The sequence below is a fragment of the Candidatus Bathyarchaeia archaeon genome, assembly GCA_038882715.1.
In the GTDB taxonomy this organism is placed as follows: domain Archaea; phylum Thermoproteota; class Bathyarchaeia; order Bathyarchaeales; family DTEX01; genus DTEX01.
In genome coordinates, this window is the sequence record JAVZNR010000003.1 from 94,689 (window position 1) to 108,427 (window position 13,739).

16 protein-coding genes are annotated in these 13,739 nt (G+C 46.3%); 5 read left to right on the forward strand and 11 right to left on the reverse strand.

Annotation, left to right across the window (positions count from 1 at the left end; genetic code table 11):
- Nucleotides 1–53 precede the first annotated feature (53 nt).
- Nucleotides 54–2,189, reverse strand: coding sequence for a Sip1-related alpha-galactosidase (locus QXR61_02945; GenBank protein MEM3756907.1), 2,136 nt, complete (start codon nt 2,187–2,189; stop codon nt 54–56).
- A gap of 321 nt (nt 2,190–2,510) precedes the next feature.
- Entirely contained in the window at nt 2,511–2,699 is a 189-nt protein-coding gene (locus QXR61_02950; protein MEM3756908.1) for a hypothetical protein, read from the reverse strand.
- Nucleotides 2,700–3,349: 650 nt separating this feature from the next.
- Between QXR61_02950 and QXR61_02955 the strand changes: the two genes are divergently transcribed.
- Nucleotides 3,350–5,272 carry a hypothetical protein gene (locus QXR61_02955; GenBank protein ID MEM3756909.1) on the forward strand — a complete coding sequence of 641 codons (1,923 nt, stop codon included), beginning with the start codon at nt 3,350–3,352 and terminating at the stop codon, nt 5,270–5,272.
- 139 nt (nt 5,273–5,411) lie between these two features.
- Here QXR61_02955 and QXR61_02960 read toward each other — a convergent pair whose 3' ends face one another.
- The 4 genes from QXR61_02960 to QXR61_02975 all read right to left on the reverse strand — a co-directional run bounded on the left by QXR61_02960 (nt 5,412) and on the right by QXR61_02975 (nt 8,482).
- The gene (locus QXR61_02960; protein MEM3756910.1) at nt 5,412–5,864 is read right to left on the reverse strand and encodes a hypothetical protein; all 453 of its coding nucleotides are present in this window, start codon (nt 5,862–5,864) and stop codon (nt 5,412–5,414) included.
- 404 nt (nt 5,865–6,268) lie between these two features.
- Complete coding sequence (locus QXR61_02965) at nt 6,269–6,799, reverse strand: hypothetical protein (GenBank protein MEM3756911.1); 531 nt, start codon at nt 6,797–6,799, stop codon at nt 6,269–6,271.
- Nucleotides 6,800–6,972: 173 nt separating this feature from the next.
- The gene (locus QXR61_02970) at nt 6,973–8,151 is read right to left on the reverse strand and encodes a site-specific integrase (protein MEM3756912.1); all 1,179 of its coding nucleotides are present in this window, start codon (nt 8,149–8,151) and stop codon (nt 6,973–6,975) included.
- On the reverse strand, nt 8,081–8,482 hold the full coding sequence (locus QXR61_02975) for a hypothetical protein (GenBank protein MEM3756913.1): 402 nt from the start codon (nt 8,480–8,482) through the stop codon (nt 8,081–8,083). Before QXR61_02975 ends, QXR61_02970 begins: the two co-directional genes overlap by 71 nt.
- An 86-nt stretch (nt 8,483–8,568) precedes the next feature.
- On the opposite strand from QXR61_02975, the gene QXR61_02980 reads away from it, so the two are divergent.
- Nucleotides 8,569–8,715: an AbrB/MazE/SpoVT family DNA-binding domain-containing protein gene (locus QXR61_02980; GenBank protein MEM3756914.1), complete on the forward strand. Its 147-nt coding sequence runs from the start codon at nt 8,569–8,571 to the stop codon at nt 8,713–8,715.
- Here QXR61_02980 and QXR61_02985 read toward each other — a convergent pair whose 3' ends face one another.
- The 5 genes from QXR61_02985 to QXR61_03005 form a co-directional block, all read right to left on the reverse strand.
- On the reverse strand, nt 8,716–8,967 hold the full coding sequence (locus QXR61_02985; GenBank protein ID MEM3756915.1) for a hypothetical protein: 252 nt from the start codon (nt 8,965–8,967) through the stop codon (nt 8,716–8,718).
- Nucleotides 8,960–9,112 (reverse strand): hypothetical protein, encoded by a 153-nt coding sequence (locus QXR61_02990; protein MEM3756916.1) that lies wholly within the window; start codon nt 9,110–9,112, stop codon nt 8,960–8,962. Before QXR61_02990 ends, QXR61_02985 begins: the two co-directional genes overlap by 8 nt.
- Nucleotides 9,109–10,449 (reverse strand): hypothetical protein, encoded by a 1,341-nt coding sequence (locus QXR61_02995; protein MEM3756917.1) that lies wholly within the window; start codon nt 10,447–10,449, stop codon nt 9,109–9,111. The genes QXR61_02990 and QXR61_02995 overlap by 4 nt, the downstream gene beginning before the upstream one ends.
- Before the next feature lie 343 nt (nt 10,450–10,792).
- Nucleotides 10,793–11,125, reverse strand: coding sequence for a hypothetical protein (locus tag QXR61_03000; protein ID MEM3756918.1), 333 nt, complete (start codon nt 11,123–11,125; stop codon nt 10,793–10,795).
- Nucleotides 11,126–11,164: 39 nt separating this feature from the next.
- A complete protein-coding gene (locus QXR61_03005; protein MEM3756919.1) occupies nt 11,165–11,362 on the reverse strand; it encodes a hypothetical protein in 198 nt (65 codons plus the stop codon).
- A 338-nt stretch (nt 11,363–11,700) separates the two neighbouring features.
- On the opposite strand from QXR61_03005, the gene QXR61_03010 reads away from it, so the two are divergent.
- The 3 genes from QXR61_03010 to QXR61_03020 all read left to right on the forward strand — a co-directional run bounded on the left by QXR61_03010 (nt 11,701) and on the right by QXR61_03020 (nt 13,739).
- Complete coding sequence (locus QXR61_03010; protein MEM3756920.1) at nt 11,701–11,907, forward strand: hypothetical protein; 207 nt, start codon at nt 11,701–11,703, stop codon at nt 11,905–11,907.
- Between the two features lie 6 nt (nt 11,908–11,913).
- On the forward strand, nt 11,914–12,177 hold the full coding sequence (locus tag QXR61_03015) for a type II toxin-antitoxin system RelE/ParE family toxin (protein ID MEM3756921.1): 264 nt from the start codon (nt 11,914–11,916) through the stop codon (nt 12,175–12,177).
- A 482-nt stretch (nt 12,178–12,659) separates the two neighbouring features.
- Entirely contained in the window at nt 12,660–13,739 is a 1,080-nt protein-coding gene (locus QXR61_03020; GenBank protein ID MEM3756922.1) for an inositol-3-phosphate synthase, read from the forward strand.

Here is a 13,739-nt window from a genome sequence, read left to right on the forward strand (position 1 = left end):
ACCCTGCCCTAAAATCATGTACGCGAGCAATTAGGGAAAGAAGAGAATGGGAGCTATATCTCTGTTATGGAGCCTTCTTTAACCTCAACTTCTTTGAAAGTGCCATCAGCATAATATAAAAGTGTGCCTGAAGCAGCGCTTTCAACAAAAACTCTTCCGTCCGGCAGCCTAAAGACTTTTACTGGGAAGCGCGGGAGCATGTATTCTTTCAGCCCTATGACCGCTCTACAGTCTTCAACAGGCACTAGGTTAACCACCTCAACATCAAGCTCATCAAGCGAGACCCTGAGCTCGTCACTTTGCGCAAGTATTCCGCGCTCGCCACTAAACGTTTCATAGTAAGCGTAATCTGCGCGTTTAACCGGGAAGGGGAGCGCGTCAAGCGATATGGAGTCCTCTATTCTCCCACCCGCCCCGCTGACGTTGAATACGGCGACGGATATGCTCCCATTAGTTTCCGATGCTACTTTCAGGAGAACGGGCTCATTATATGGATCCCTAAACAAAACATCTCTAGTTGGCAGCGCAGGCCTATCGACTTTAATTAGCCTTCCATCTGGTAGAACAAAGCGTTTCAGCAGGCCTATATCCGTCTTCTCCGTCTCTCTATCCGTTATGTATATGGGGCCTCCGCTGAACACCCTGGCCATAGCGTGGATCTTCGCGTACGGGTCATAGGACATGAACATGTCATAGTCCGGGTATGCTATGTGGCTGAAGAGTAAAGCGTTATATACGCTGAAAATCGTGTGAAGTTTAGCGTCAGCCTTCCAGAACGGTATATAATCCATTGATACTCTCATAACGTTGCTGAAGAGGAAGTTGCTGTAGTTTTCCGGAACCATGCACATACAATTTAATACGTCTAAGCCCTTGGCGTAGGCCGCCGCCTGCATAGCCAACTCAACATTTTCGGCAGCTTCGCCAACTATGGAGAACCCATCGTACAATGCGTGTATAACCCACTGATTATCTACTTTAACGAAATCCACACCGCTGCCCCTCACCCAAGAGAAGAACCTCTCATACAGTTTAAACGCCTCAGCCATGGCTGGCTTGGGAACATAGCCTCCAACAAACTTCGAGAAGAACCCTTCGCAGTCAAGCTCCCTCGCAACCTCTTCCTCAAAGCCGCCCCAATGAATGTTTATTGTGTGCCACAACCCCACTAAATCCACGCCGAGATCCTTAAGGGACTTAACTACGCCGCCTATGCCCTCCGGAAAACGCCTATTCGCGGATAGCTTCCTCAGAACTCTCTGCGGCCAGCCTTCACGGCTCGCCTCCTCCTGCCATCCATCATCTATTATAACCCACCCCAACTTTAGCCCCCTATTGATCAGCCCGCCAACTATTTTAACGATGTTTTCATGTGATAAGTCATCGGTTAATAGAGCGTTCCAAGAACACCACCCGATCTTATCCATCACTATAGGCTTCTTCTTCACGCGTCTAGGCTTAAATGTAACATATGAGGACGCCGCATTAACACAGTTCTCAATAGCCCTGTAAGGGTCGCTGTCCACGGCCAGCGAAGCGATAATGCTATGCTCGATACGCTTAGAGATTCTGCCTGAAAAAACCTTAAGCTTTAAGCCCGGCCACAGGTACGCTGTGGTCTTGTCCGTAAGCGTAAGTAAAGCCAGATACTTGTCGCCGTAATCCGCCAAGAGAAATATGCTGTAATAGGGTGCTTCCTCAAAGCTCTTTGAGAATACTGGATACGCCCAGCATGGGTAGCCGCGGACATAATCCTCATGCTCTATGTAGCCTAGCTCCGGCGGATACTCTGGGTGGTCGGGCGGTCTTGGGCTTTTAGGCTCCTTACCTATAGCCGTTTGATTATAATATCCAAACGCGTTCGAATAGCATTTCGCTGAATCTTTATGAGTTGTCAGCGCTAAGACTCCACAGGGCTTATCGGCGTTAAAATCAATTTCTAAAGGAAACCTATGGCTCAAATCCTTTAAGGACGACGCTGAAAAACTGATGACGCCTCGTGAACTCTCGGCAGCCAAACTTATGTTCACGAGAGCATCATCGCACCTAAACTTGTATTCTTCGCGCCCATCAGCCTTAAAAGCCCCAAAACACTCACAGGTAGACTTGGAACCGTCAGCAAAAACCGCTGTAACGGAACTTATCTCTATCGGTAAGCCTCCAACTTTAAAACACAACCTATCCGGCATACATATCCACCACACAAGCAATCATAGCAAAATTCCGACAAGGAGTTATTTAATATTTGCTAACAGCGTAAAACGAACCTCGCAGAAATAGCATGAAAGTCTTTCTTAATGGAGCAAAAATTAGAGTTTAAGTTTTATCCCCAAACCCAAACCCCCTCTCTCATACCCCCTCCTCCCTACTTCCCCCTACCTACCCTTTCCCCCCTACTACCCTTTACCTACCTCTCAAGAGTGGATAGTGTTTGCTTGCGTGCTTGCTTGCTCGCTCTTGCTTGCTCTAAAAAAACAAAAAAGAAAAAAGAAAAAACAAAAACTAAGCTTCTAGGCTCTACGCTTAAACCATAGGTAGACTGCTATGGCGACAACGAAGGTTGAGATTAGCATGACTGTGAAGAAGCGTATTTCAGGGCTTATTGGGTATTGGCTTGCTATGTAGTTTATTGTTAGTGGGAAGACGAAGAATATTGTGAAGAGCCAGATTAGGAGGATGAAGAGCCTATTGCTCTCCATAGATTTTCAGCTCCTCAAGGAGTTTTAGGGCTTCTTTCCTAGCCTCTAAGTATGCTTTTACGCCTAGCTCTCTGTTTCCATATTGATAGACTACTTTGGGAATAGGTTTATAGCCTTCTGGATTAGTGGAAGGTTTTCGGTCCAAATATGTTTTTAAAGTAAAGTGGCTATAAAGGGATGTTATAGAGGGTCTTCCGAAAAATTTAAGCCAACTTTAAAGTTAAAAAAGGTTTAAAAGGAAAATGGATGGGGGAGTGATGAGTAGTATTCTTAGAATTATTCTTTTATTGGCAAGCTTAAGCCTTATTTTGCTTAATTCATTCAAATGCATAAACGCAACTATTGACAGTCCAGGCACATCACGTGACGTCAGCACTACTATTATTTCTGGATGTATTCTTCACAAAAGTCCACTTTTCGCATAAAGGGGTCTTGGCGAATTCGATTTATATATCGAAGATATCTCTGGCAAAATCTTAAAACATGAGAAAAAGACTTTAATTGGCATAGGGTCATATGACTTCACATGGGATACGGATTATAATTTTGGGGGCTTCTTCGTTGTAAAGGGATCTGAGGGTTACTATTATTCCTTCGAATGGATATTTCAAGAGTGGGTCTGGGACGTTTATCCATTATGGGGACATTGGGTGGATGTTGGTTCGTCATTTGACTATGCTTATGATGGCATAGCTTCAGCCTTCTCGACTGAAGGGACTCTTCGCTCGAATGATCAATATTATAAAGTGGGTTGGTCGGAGGGACAAGCTATAGCTGTTTCTATTAGGGGTAATCCAGGCACAAACTTTGATGTCTATATTTATGATGGAGCACGCCGTCTAATCGCAAGTGCCACGGGAACATCGTATCCGGACACTGTTGCTTTTGTTACGGGGAGCTGGCCCACCTACATAAAAGTCCATCCACGCAGCGGTTCAGGAGAATACCGCCTGCAACATGGACGTCCTTCACTTGATGACCATAATGTTTCACCAGTTTACGTTAGACCTGGACAAACTTTCTTGGTCGGGTACAAGATTCGTAGCCCATTTTACGATAACATTCAAGTGGGTCTTGGTTGTAGCATAAGAAGCCCTTCTAACCGCGTAATCGATGACCCGTCACATGATGTTCTTGTTTCAGTATCCTACGGGACAAACTGGTATTACCGTAGCTTCACGGTGCCTTTAGATGCCGAGGAAGGCTGGTATGATGTTTCTTGGGCTATTTGGGGAAAATATAGTCCCAGCAGTGGTTTTGATGTAGAATTTGACTCGGACTGGTGGGTGCCGGACCAACTTTATGTTTCCCGAACAAAGGCGGTTAACTTTCAGATTCTAGATGAAGCCGGAAGCGCAGTTAGTGGGGCCTCGTTAGTCTTCGCAGGATCAAGCTACTCTCATGGTAGTTCAATAAATATTGCACCAAGCTCATATTCGCTCTCTACTGGGATCATTCCAAGCGGCTACAGATTCAGGCAGTGGGAGACTAGTGGAGGAGTAAGCGTAATATCTCAGACATCTCCCTCCACAACAGCTACTGTCAGCGAAGACGGCACCATAACCATGCGTCTCCAGAGGACAGCCATGGTAACATTCTCGGTTACAGGCATGGGTTCAGACGCTGACGCTAGTGGAACAATTTTAACCGTTGACGGAGTCAATTATGCATATGCAGATTTACCAAAGTCATTCACTTGGGATGTTGGTTCATCGCATAGCTTCTCTTGGAGCGACCCTGTGAGCGCTGGCTCAGATAAGCGATACGTCTGGGTCTCTACAAGCGGTCTTTCAACGGCTAAAAGTGGAACAATTAATGTGCCATCTGATGGCGGCTCCATATCCTCCACATATAAAACACAGTATACTTTGACCATAAACGTTAACCCGCCCAGCTCGGGATCAACAAATCCTACTGTTGGAACATACTGGTATGACTATGGTTCGGATGCCCTAATTTCAGCAACATCTAGTGTAGATTATATTTTCCAAAAATGGCAACTTGACGGTTCCGACTACTCAACAAACAACCCAGTGACAGTTACAATAAATGAGCCATATTTGTTAACTGCTTATTTCGCGAAAATTCAAACAACAACTCACTACATTAATGTTGATAATCGCCTATTTTTAGTTATCATTAAAAGCAATTCAATAATATCAAATATGGCTTTAAACAAAGAACATAAAAAATTAACCTTCAATGTTGAAGGCCTAACTGGAACTGAGGGAATATGCAATGTAACAGTTCCAAAGGATTTATTGAATGCTAACATCGCGGATTGGAACGTGCTAATTGACGGAACAAGTCCTAAAAGCCTCATAATAAAATGGAATCAAACACACACGTTCATATACTTTACCTACACCCATAGCACTCATCTAGTAGAAATCAAAGGAACAGAAGTCGTGCCAGAATTTAACATTGTAACCATGGTCCTAGCGTTTACGGCTTTAACAACACTAACAATTGCCATTAAAAAAGAAGGGTTAAAACATAGACTAAGACTCCTAATTTTAAAATGTAGTAGTGTAGTCAGTACTAGTAACAAACATATTAGGAAACGTAATTAATTACCACGTCACACCAAAATACCCTATGGGATACACGGTTGTGCCGCTAAGCCCCGGCAATCTGATACTCAAGTAACAGTTGGATAGTTTTTTCATCCAAGGTTTCGCGCGAAACCTTTTCTAGGCTGATGCTTGAGTATCACCTGCGCCTTTCCCTATACGTCTTCTTTATGCGCTTGAGTTCCGTTTCGAATGATAGGATTGCCTTCAGTAGGGCTATGTCCTTAGGCTTCAGGTCTAGGCTGGCTTCATTATATGTTTTGATTCCCAGCTTGTGGATTGTGTAGGCTGCTACGGCGTCCACTATGCTCTGGCTTAGGCTTATTCCAGCCGCCTTTGCAATCCCATACACCTTGCGCATGAGCCTGCCGGCATACTCAGCAGCCACATGATTGCCACGCAGCCCGCATCTATCCAGAACCGTGCTTATTCTCGAAAGCATGCGCTTAAGCGGGTCAGGCTCGCCTCCGCCGGCCTCGGAGCGGAGCCTCAGAACCCTAGCCGATCCGCCTGCCCCCTCCGTCCAAGTATCCGCTCCAAGTCCCGACTGGTCAGGCTTGAGCCCAGGTTTCTTCCGAACGCAAGGCTGCACTCAGGGTTCCAGTGGGCCTCGTAGTGTCCGCCGGCTCCGTCCTTATCGCCCGGATCATCGAACTCCGGGAACGGTATGCGGGCCTCCTCGATTTCCTCCAGCCAGACCAATCCGCATTTCGCGCATACAACCTCCCCATTCGAGTGTATGAGGCTGCCGCCGCACTCAAGGCACAGGCCCAGCTGAGCCGCCAGCTCGGACAGCTGGTCGCGGCTTAGCCTCTCAAACATAAGCTTTAATAGGGCTGTGCCTGTGAGCGCGCTCATACTACAGCCTCCCCCTCCAAACAGCGTATAGGAACGCTGCTAGAGCGATTATCAGGGCCAGCAAGGACCCCCACTTTTTAGCGGCATCCATGCCCCGCAGCCCCCCGCTAACCGTGAAGGAGACTAGGCCCTGGCTCGTTAACTCGGCTCCGAGGGGCCGGCTGCATACACCACGACTGGCACGGCTATATCGTCTGCGGTTGCGTTAGCTGGAACCCTCAATTTAACGCTAATATAGGCTCTTCCAACGCTGCTCTCTGGGCTGCTTGTGAAGGCCCGCGGCAGGCGCTCCTCAACCCTGAACCAATCCGCGCATGACTTAAACTCAACCCTTATGATCAGAATGCTGGAGCCGCTGAACTCAACCGGGATCTGGAAGATCTTCTCCGCGCCGGCCTCCACTACGCCTAAGCTAACGGCTTCAACCCTAATCGCCGCGGCTGGAAGGCCTGAGACGTGAATCGGCCAGAAGACCTTAACAGCGGATTCAGCCGGCAGACCGCATATTTCGAGGCAGCCCCTAACCCCGAAATACGTCCAATTAGAATGCGGCTGATCGTTAACCGTAACCCTCAGGGGCGGCTCCGTGCAGTTAAATATAGCGCAGCACCCCTCAGTCTTGAGGGCCAGAACCCTGACATCGCCGAACCATTGGGCCTCCGCTATCATATGATCGCCCTCAACCGTGAAGGGTCCAACCCGCACAGAAAACTTAGCCCAGCATGGAAAAGCCTGAAAAAGCCAAAGCAGAATTACAATCAACAAGATTATGGAAAGACTTTGGTGCGGGGAAAGAGATTTATTCCCCTCTTCTGACAAAGTTTTATTTTGGTATATTGGGTCTATACGCGGGGGTGTCCGAGTGGACAGCCTTGTCCAGACAAGTTTGTACCCCCGCGTGAGGTTGGGAACATCTCTTCTCTAAGCATTTTAATGAACGTTTCCTTGATTAGTTTCTTCCTCTCCTCCTCCATTTCCTTGCTTGTGATAACGGTTCTATGCGGCTTGATTATAGCCCTCTTAAGCATCTCCCTATCTACATCAAATCCCTTGCTCTTTATAAAGTCTTCCAGTAGGGCTATGAATTGCTCGTCTGGCGTTGGCCTGGGCTTAATTCTCAGGTCCGCCGCCGCATATATGCTTCTCAGGAAGTCAACGCCCTTCATCTCCACGGTTTTATCGTAGGGGCTTCGGACATGCCCCATCATGTACTCAACGTAGATTGTCTTCACGCCCTTGGCCTCAAGCTGGGTTTTAAAGAACTTCCTTAAGCTATGCGCCCTGAGTTCATAGCGCCTCTTTCCCCTTCCATTGAGCAAACCAGCCTTGCGGTAGAGCTCGTGGACTATGTCGCGGAGCCTATCAGTCGTTATGCCTGGGGGTATGAGCCCCCTTTTAATGTATGAGGCTGCAAGCCTCTCGTTCCTCACGATTGGAGATTCATCAACTATTTCCTCAGGCGGAATCTTTCTGGTTCCCATCCTACGCATGCTGAGATAATCATTTAAGGCATCCACGGCCTCCTTAGCTAAGAAAGTGTCGTAATTAGAGTACTGCCCCTTTGTTATCTGAGCTTCAACGTGAACGTGGACTGGTATAATCCCGCGCTCCAGATCCTCTTTAACATGTCGATACTTCAGCCTGACAAGCGTGGAGGGCCTGAATCCCCCAAGAGCCATGAACGTGATAATAACCTTTCCCTGGAGGTCGGCAACCTCAAGTAGGCGCTGCAGTTCTTCCTGAGTTGGAGGACGATCGTTAAACGTGGGCGCGCGCCTAATGTTTTTCCTAACCACGGGGAGCAGCTTAACCCCATCAATAAAGTTGGCGTGATAGAAGCATTTTAGAGCCTTGTAGACGTTTAGGATTGTTCCATCGCTCATCCCGGAGCTACGCGTCTCCGTGATAAACCAATGGATCCTCTTGTTTACGTCCTCGCTCCTCGCTTCTTCAATAAGCTGGTCTGGAGATAATCCAGCCCCACTCAGAGTAGCGTTTAATCCAATAGGAGTATGTTTCAAGGGTCCGCGCGGCCCTCACGGCTGCAGCCATATTCATCATTGCGCTTGATGACAGGACAAAAGAGGCGAGTTCAGGAGACTTTGAGCATAATGCCTCAATAACCTTGCCCGCTAAATCGGAAATGAACTTTGGTGATGGAGTGAAGCCTATACAGTTGGAGGCCGGAGGGGCTACAGGTGTTACCTGCGGGTTCTTCAGCCTCCAGTAAGCGCCCCTCTCGATTTGGACGTAAATCTTACCGCTAACGTTATCCAAAACTATCTCGTACTGCCCAGTTTTCTTTAAAACTATGGGTCCGGTAATTGCCGCTTGTTCCACGGCTTCAAGCATGTTTACAATTCTTACATGTAAAGAATGTAAGGAGTAAGATATTTAAGATTTTCCCTACAAAACTTAAATGTAGGAGGAAAAACGGATTGCAAAAAACTCTTGGAGCGGCTAAAATAAGCACGAAGGGGCAGGTTACAATCCCAGCTGAAGCGAGGAGAAGATTTAACCTCAACGCGGGCGATCTGGTCCTCTTCATTGAGGAGGATGGCAAACTCATTTTGAAGAAGGGGTAGCTACTCAACCCTAACATTCCGCATCTCCAGGATATCGCTTTTTAGGATGACGAGGCCGGATTCGAAGGAAAACTCGCTTTTATCCGCGCCCTTATCCCACAGTATCCACAGGGCCTTATCGCTCTCCTTAACGATCCAGCCTACCGTCTCGCGGACGATTGGGGATAGGAGGCTGTGTTTGCTATTGCGGAAGAGAACATGGTCTAGATATCGGATATATACGAGCCGCTTTAGCCCATTATCTTTATCCATCAGTCCACCTCCAGTCTCCGCTTGGATCAAGCGCCAGTTTCCCCTCTTTGAGCAACATTTTGAAGAGTGAATCCGCTTCTCCACGGCTTAGGCCGAGACTCATGACAGCATTTAGGAACTTCGAAGCAGCCCTAAAAATACTCATCTTTTAACGAATTTTACGCCTTTAGGCGTGAAGCTGTAGCCGTCTTTATCGCTTCGAAGCAGCCCTAAACCCTTAAGAATATTAACTTTCCGCGTAATCGTCTTCTCGTCTGTCTCCAAAAATGCTGCCAGCTCGTCTCGCTTAGCTTTGCCGTGCTTGACAATGTAGTCAATTATTCGGAATATGTAGCTGTCCTGTAATGTCCCGCCCCTTAGCTTTATATCTGATTGCATCTCCTCCATTAGTGCCTTATTTATGGCTGAAAACTCCTCATCGCTTAGATTTCTTAACGTTCGTTGAACCTCCGCGTATTTGTCTAGCTCGATGTCACGGGCGCAAAAGTCGAGCCATTCATACGCGAGTTTGTAATGTCTTTCAGAGGGCTCTAATTCACCCTCAAGGAGCGCAAAGCTGTAGGCGATAACAGCCAGCTTGTATGGAATATTCCTTAATAATAATGGTATATCTTCCACCCCGTAGCGTTTCTCAAGCTCTTTGCTCAGCTCCATGATCTTAGGCCAAAGATCGCTTGGAATCCTGTACGTGATTTCTTGGCTTAAGTTCCATCTGAGAATTGTTCTTGCAGCATCAAGTACCCTTTTATCGTCTTCGGTTAGGCTGTAAACGGTTGAGTCATAGCGGACGTCTATTGGAATTCCATAAGTGTAGATTGCAAAGGCGAATCGCGCTAAGAACTTGCTGTCGAAAATCTTTAATGCCACGCATTTATAAACAAGCTCATCGAAGGGTTGAGCTGGGTTGTTGAGTATTTTTAGCCGGCACCTTGCCCACAGCTCCATGTTCTTAATACCGGCTATCGTGCATATCCCATCCCTTCTACTCTCGATCTGCTCGTCTAAGGCGTGTGGAGGTATATTATCAATAATAATGAAGCTTAAATCCGCGCTTGGAAGGGCGCCTTTCTTCGCAACCCAACCTATTCCCTCAACCTTCTCTAAACCAACCGTCAGGCCCGCCTCGGTTTTACGCCCCCGTAGATATTTGCCGGCTCCCAGCCAGTTGATTAGGAACCTCGCCCTCTGGCTCTTATAATTGGTGCTGGGCCCCAGCTCCCCAGTAGTTGCGCCTAGCTCCTTATCTCCGCTTTCAGGTGTTTGAACCCACACGGGGCTGGCTATCGTTAGGAGATCTGCCATGAAACCCTTGCGCACCTCATCGCCTTTAGCGTTAGCTGCCTTCCGAAGGATCTCAGCTATCTGCCATATTCCCGATCCCTCTAAGCCATCAGGCTTAGCAATTCCCCGTAATACTTCACGGGCTTTCTCGACTTCCTCGGCTGGCGGAGCCAGAACCTCGCTCTCGCTTGTGAAAGCCACAATTAATACGCCTATTCTTCCACGATAACCTCTACAAAGCCAGCCCTCAGCAATAATCCAGTTTGGGCATCTCCGTAAATCGCATCTCTCCCCGTGGATGAACCAAGCGCGCCCTTCCCCTCCACTTAAATCGTAGACTAACGCATGGGTTACAGCCCACTCACTTCGTCCCTGATAAATGACTTTCTTACGCCACTCTGGGCAACGTTAAAAGTTTCGCTTTTCAGCAAATACTGAGAGGGCATCGAGAGGATTATTAGTGTCAAAGTAAGTGGCCCAGGCCGAGGGATCAAAGCGCCTTTCATCATTAACGCTTAACTTTAAGCCTTTCCTAAGTGGGCACTTATCTATCTCGCATTCCCCCTGGCTCTTTACACTTGAAAAGAATCTCTGAAAAACGGCTGACTGGAGTGGCTAAAGCGGATATTTGCACGCGGCCCCTAAATGGCCGATCACCCGTGAAACTAAACGTTTCGCCTACTTCAGTAGCAGGCGGCAGTTCCGTAGGTAATGTGATCTTAGGCGGGGCTCTTGCTTCCATAGGGAGTAGATTTCTAAGCATCCCTTGGATGTAATCCTCACGTAGGAGCTTCTCACGCCACCTATACTCCTTCAATATGGTTACAGATTGTTCAGGCGTATAGCCCCAGTATAATAGGCGCTCTAAAGTTCCCATGTCCACCTCGGAGGGGCTTGGCTTGCCGGCAAGCCCGCCTTACAAATATTCATCTAAGACTTTATCTTTCTCTCGAACCTCCTTCAATGTGTAGCCTAACTCGTTCTCATAGTTCTCCCAGCCACCTTCAGGCCGCTCAGCCTCCTTAATAGCGCCAATGAAGACAACATTAGCGCTTTTGCTCCCATACTTCGCATATAGCTCATCCAATAATTGCTGGGCATCGTTAATTTCCAATGGCGTCCCTTCAACATGATAGCCTGTAATCGTAAAGAATCGATCTTGGCTATAGACTTCGATATTGCCATGTCTAAAATTCTCAATTTTGCCCTCGCCTCTCTTAGCAACTTGAGTAATCCTCTAAGTCCATGAATTTAAAAAGGCTCGGCGTTCTTAGGAAAAGACGTGATTGACATTTAAACAATTAAAAATAGAAAAAGAGAAGATTTTGCGGGAGATATCGCCAATTATCTTGGCATAAGAAGACAGATAATAAGGTTTATAGGTTTAAATGTGTGGGATGCAAAACTTTAATTTAGAGCATTTTCTCCATAATTATTTTAGGTGTTAAAGAGTTGGACATATCTGTTTCTGAAAGCCAGTTGAGGCTTATACTAAATAGACTGGATATGGTTAGGCTGGAGCTTTTGAGACTTAGAGCCATGCTTCTACCAGAGGAGGAGCTGAGCGAGGAAGAGAAGAAAGAGCTTGAAAAGGCTCGAAAGGAGATAGCGGAAGGTTCAGGCATAAGCCTTGAAGACCTCATTAAGGAGATAGGCTGACAACAAATGTTTCAGATAATCTTATCTCAGAGAGCTAGAAAATCCATCGAGAAACTCCCTGAGCACTATAAAAGAAGGATTATTGAGCTGCTCTTAATTTTTCGTGAGAATCCGGTTCCAGCTGAATATTACGACGTCAAAAAGATCAAAGGATACACAGACACTTATAGGGTTAGAATCGGCGACATTCGAGTGATCTACGAAATATTATGGAACCTTAATAAGGTTCATGTATTATTGGTTGAATGGAGAGAAAGAGCCTACCCTTAAACAAAAGAGAGGGTTTTGCGGGAGATATCGCCACGTTGGGATTGATTCAAATCCCACCGGCCCCACCATCACTGAACCTAGGACGGTGGGCTCAGGGCTTTTGGAGTTTGGTTTGTGGCTTTTGAGGAGGGGTAATAGGGAAAGCACAGTTAAAAAGGAAACTGAGGATTATTAAGTCTTTAAGTGGTTCTCCTCAAGATATGACGTTTCAAGTTCAGGCCTCATGCCGCATAACTGCCTAAAATCCATTTATATGTCTTTGATGAACGCCTTCAACTCGCCTTCTTTTCCTAAAGAATCTTGTGTTGTAAATGTCTTGAAGGTACTAACATTTATATTCGTATGTATGAATATTTTTAAATCGCCTTTTTCATGTAAATCTGCCTTTTTTCAAAAGGAATTTTTTACGAAAACCTTTTATATTTTTATAAACCTATAAGTATCGTCATTTATTTACATATTTCGCTGTTAGGTGATAGTAAATGGTTATCAGAGTCGCTATAGCTGGTATTGGTAATTGCGCTTCGGCACTAGTTCAAGGTGTAGAGTACTATAAGGATGCTAGAGATGATGAAGTCGTTCCAGGGCTAATGCATGTGAACTTCGGTGGATATCATGTCAGAGACATAGAATTTGTTGCAGCCTTCGACGTTAATAAGTTGAAGATCGGAAAGGATTTAAGTGAAGCGATCTTCACCGAGCCAAACTGCTGCGCAGTATTCGTTGAAAATATGCCAAAACTGGGCGTTAAAGTTCTTCCAGGACCAATCCTTGATGGCGTTGGCCCGCATATGAAGGATGCGTTCAAAGTATATTCGGAGGAAGAATACGAGCCTGTAGATGTTGCTTCAGTCCTTAAAGAAGTAGACGCTGATATGCTCGTAAACTTCCTGCCAGTTGGCAGCTATCATGCTACCCGCTATTACGCTGAGGCGGCACTTAAGGCTGGATGCGCCTTTGTCAACTGTATACCAGAGTTTATCGCGAGTGATAAAGAGTGGGCTACTAGATTCGAGATGGCTAAGTTACCTATTGCTGGTGACGATGTTAAGAGCCAGCTTGGCGCAACTATCCTGCATAGAGCCCTCATTAACCTGTTTGTCGAAAGGGGCGTTGCAATCGATGAAACCTATCAGCTAAATATTGGCGGAAACACTGACTTCCTAAATATGACCCTTGAGGAGAGATTGAAGACTAAGAGGATAAGTAAGACCAAAGCTGTAACGAGCCTCATTTCATATGATGTGCCAACTAGAATTGGTCCGTCAGATTACGTTCCATTCCTTAAGGATAAAAAGATATGTTATATTTATATTAAAGGGAGGAATTTTGGGAATCAGCCTATCAGGGTTTCGCTGAAACTTGAGGTTGAGGATTCACCAAATAGTGCAGGTATGGTTATAGACGTTATAAGGGCCGTTAAGATAGCGCAAGATAGGGGTATATCTGGACCATTAATTAGTATATCAGCATACGCCTTTAAACATCCACCAGTTCAAGTCGATGATCATATTGCTCGTAAATGGGTTGAGGAATTCATTGAAGGTAAAAGGGAGCGCTAA

Bases quoted from the DNA above. Each gene is read 5' to 3' on its own strand.
- QXR61_02945 (MEM3756907.1), bottom strand. From the start codon at position 2,189: ATGCCGGATAGGTTGTGTTTTAAAGTTGGAGGCTTACCGATAGAGATA.
- QXR61_02950 (MEM3756908.1), bottom strand. From the start codon at position 2,699: ATGGAGAGCAATAGGCTCTTCATCCTCCTAATCTGGCTCTTCACAATA.
- QXR61_02965 (MEM3756911.1), bottom strand. From the start codon at position 6,799: ATGATAGCGGAGGCCCAATGGTTCGGCGATGTCAGGGTTCTGGCCCTC.
- QXR61_02975 (MEM3756913.1), bottom strand. From the start codon at position 8,482: ATGCTTGAAGCCGTGGAACAAGCGGCAATTACCGGACCCATAGTTTTA.
- QXR61_02985 (MEM3756915.1), bottom strand. From the start codon at position 8,967: ATGGATAAAGATAATGGGCTAAAGCGGCTCGTATATATCCGATATCTA.
- QXR61_02990 (MEM3756916.1), bottom strand. From the start codon at position 9,112: ATGAGTATTTTTAGGGCTGCTTCGAAGTTCCTAAATGCTGTCATGAGT.
- QXR61_03000 (MEM3756918.1), bottom strand. From the start codon at position 11,125: ATGGGAACTTTAGAGCGCCTATTATACTGGGGCTATACGCCTGAACAA.
- QXR61_03015 (MEM3756921.1), top strand. From the start codon at position 11,914: ATGTTTCAGATAATCTTATCTCAGAGAGCTAGAAAATCCATCGAGAAA.
- QXR61_03020 (MEM3756922.1), top strand. From the start codon at position 12,660: ATGGTTATCAGAGTCGCTATAGCTGGTATTGGTAATTGCGCTTCGGCA.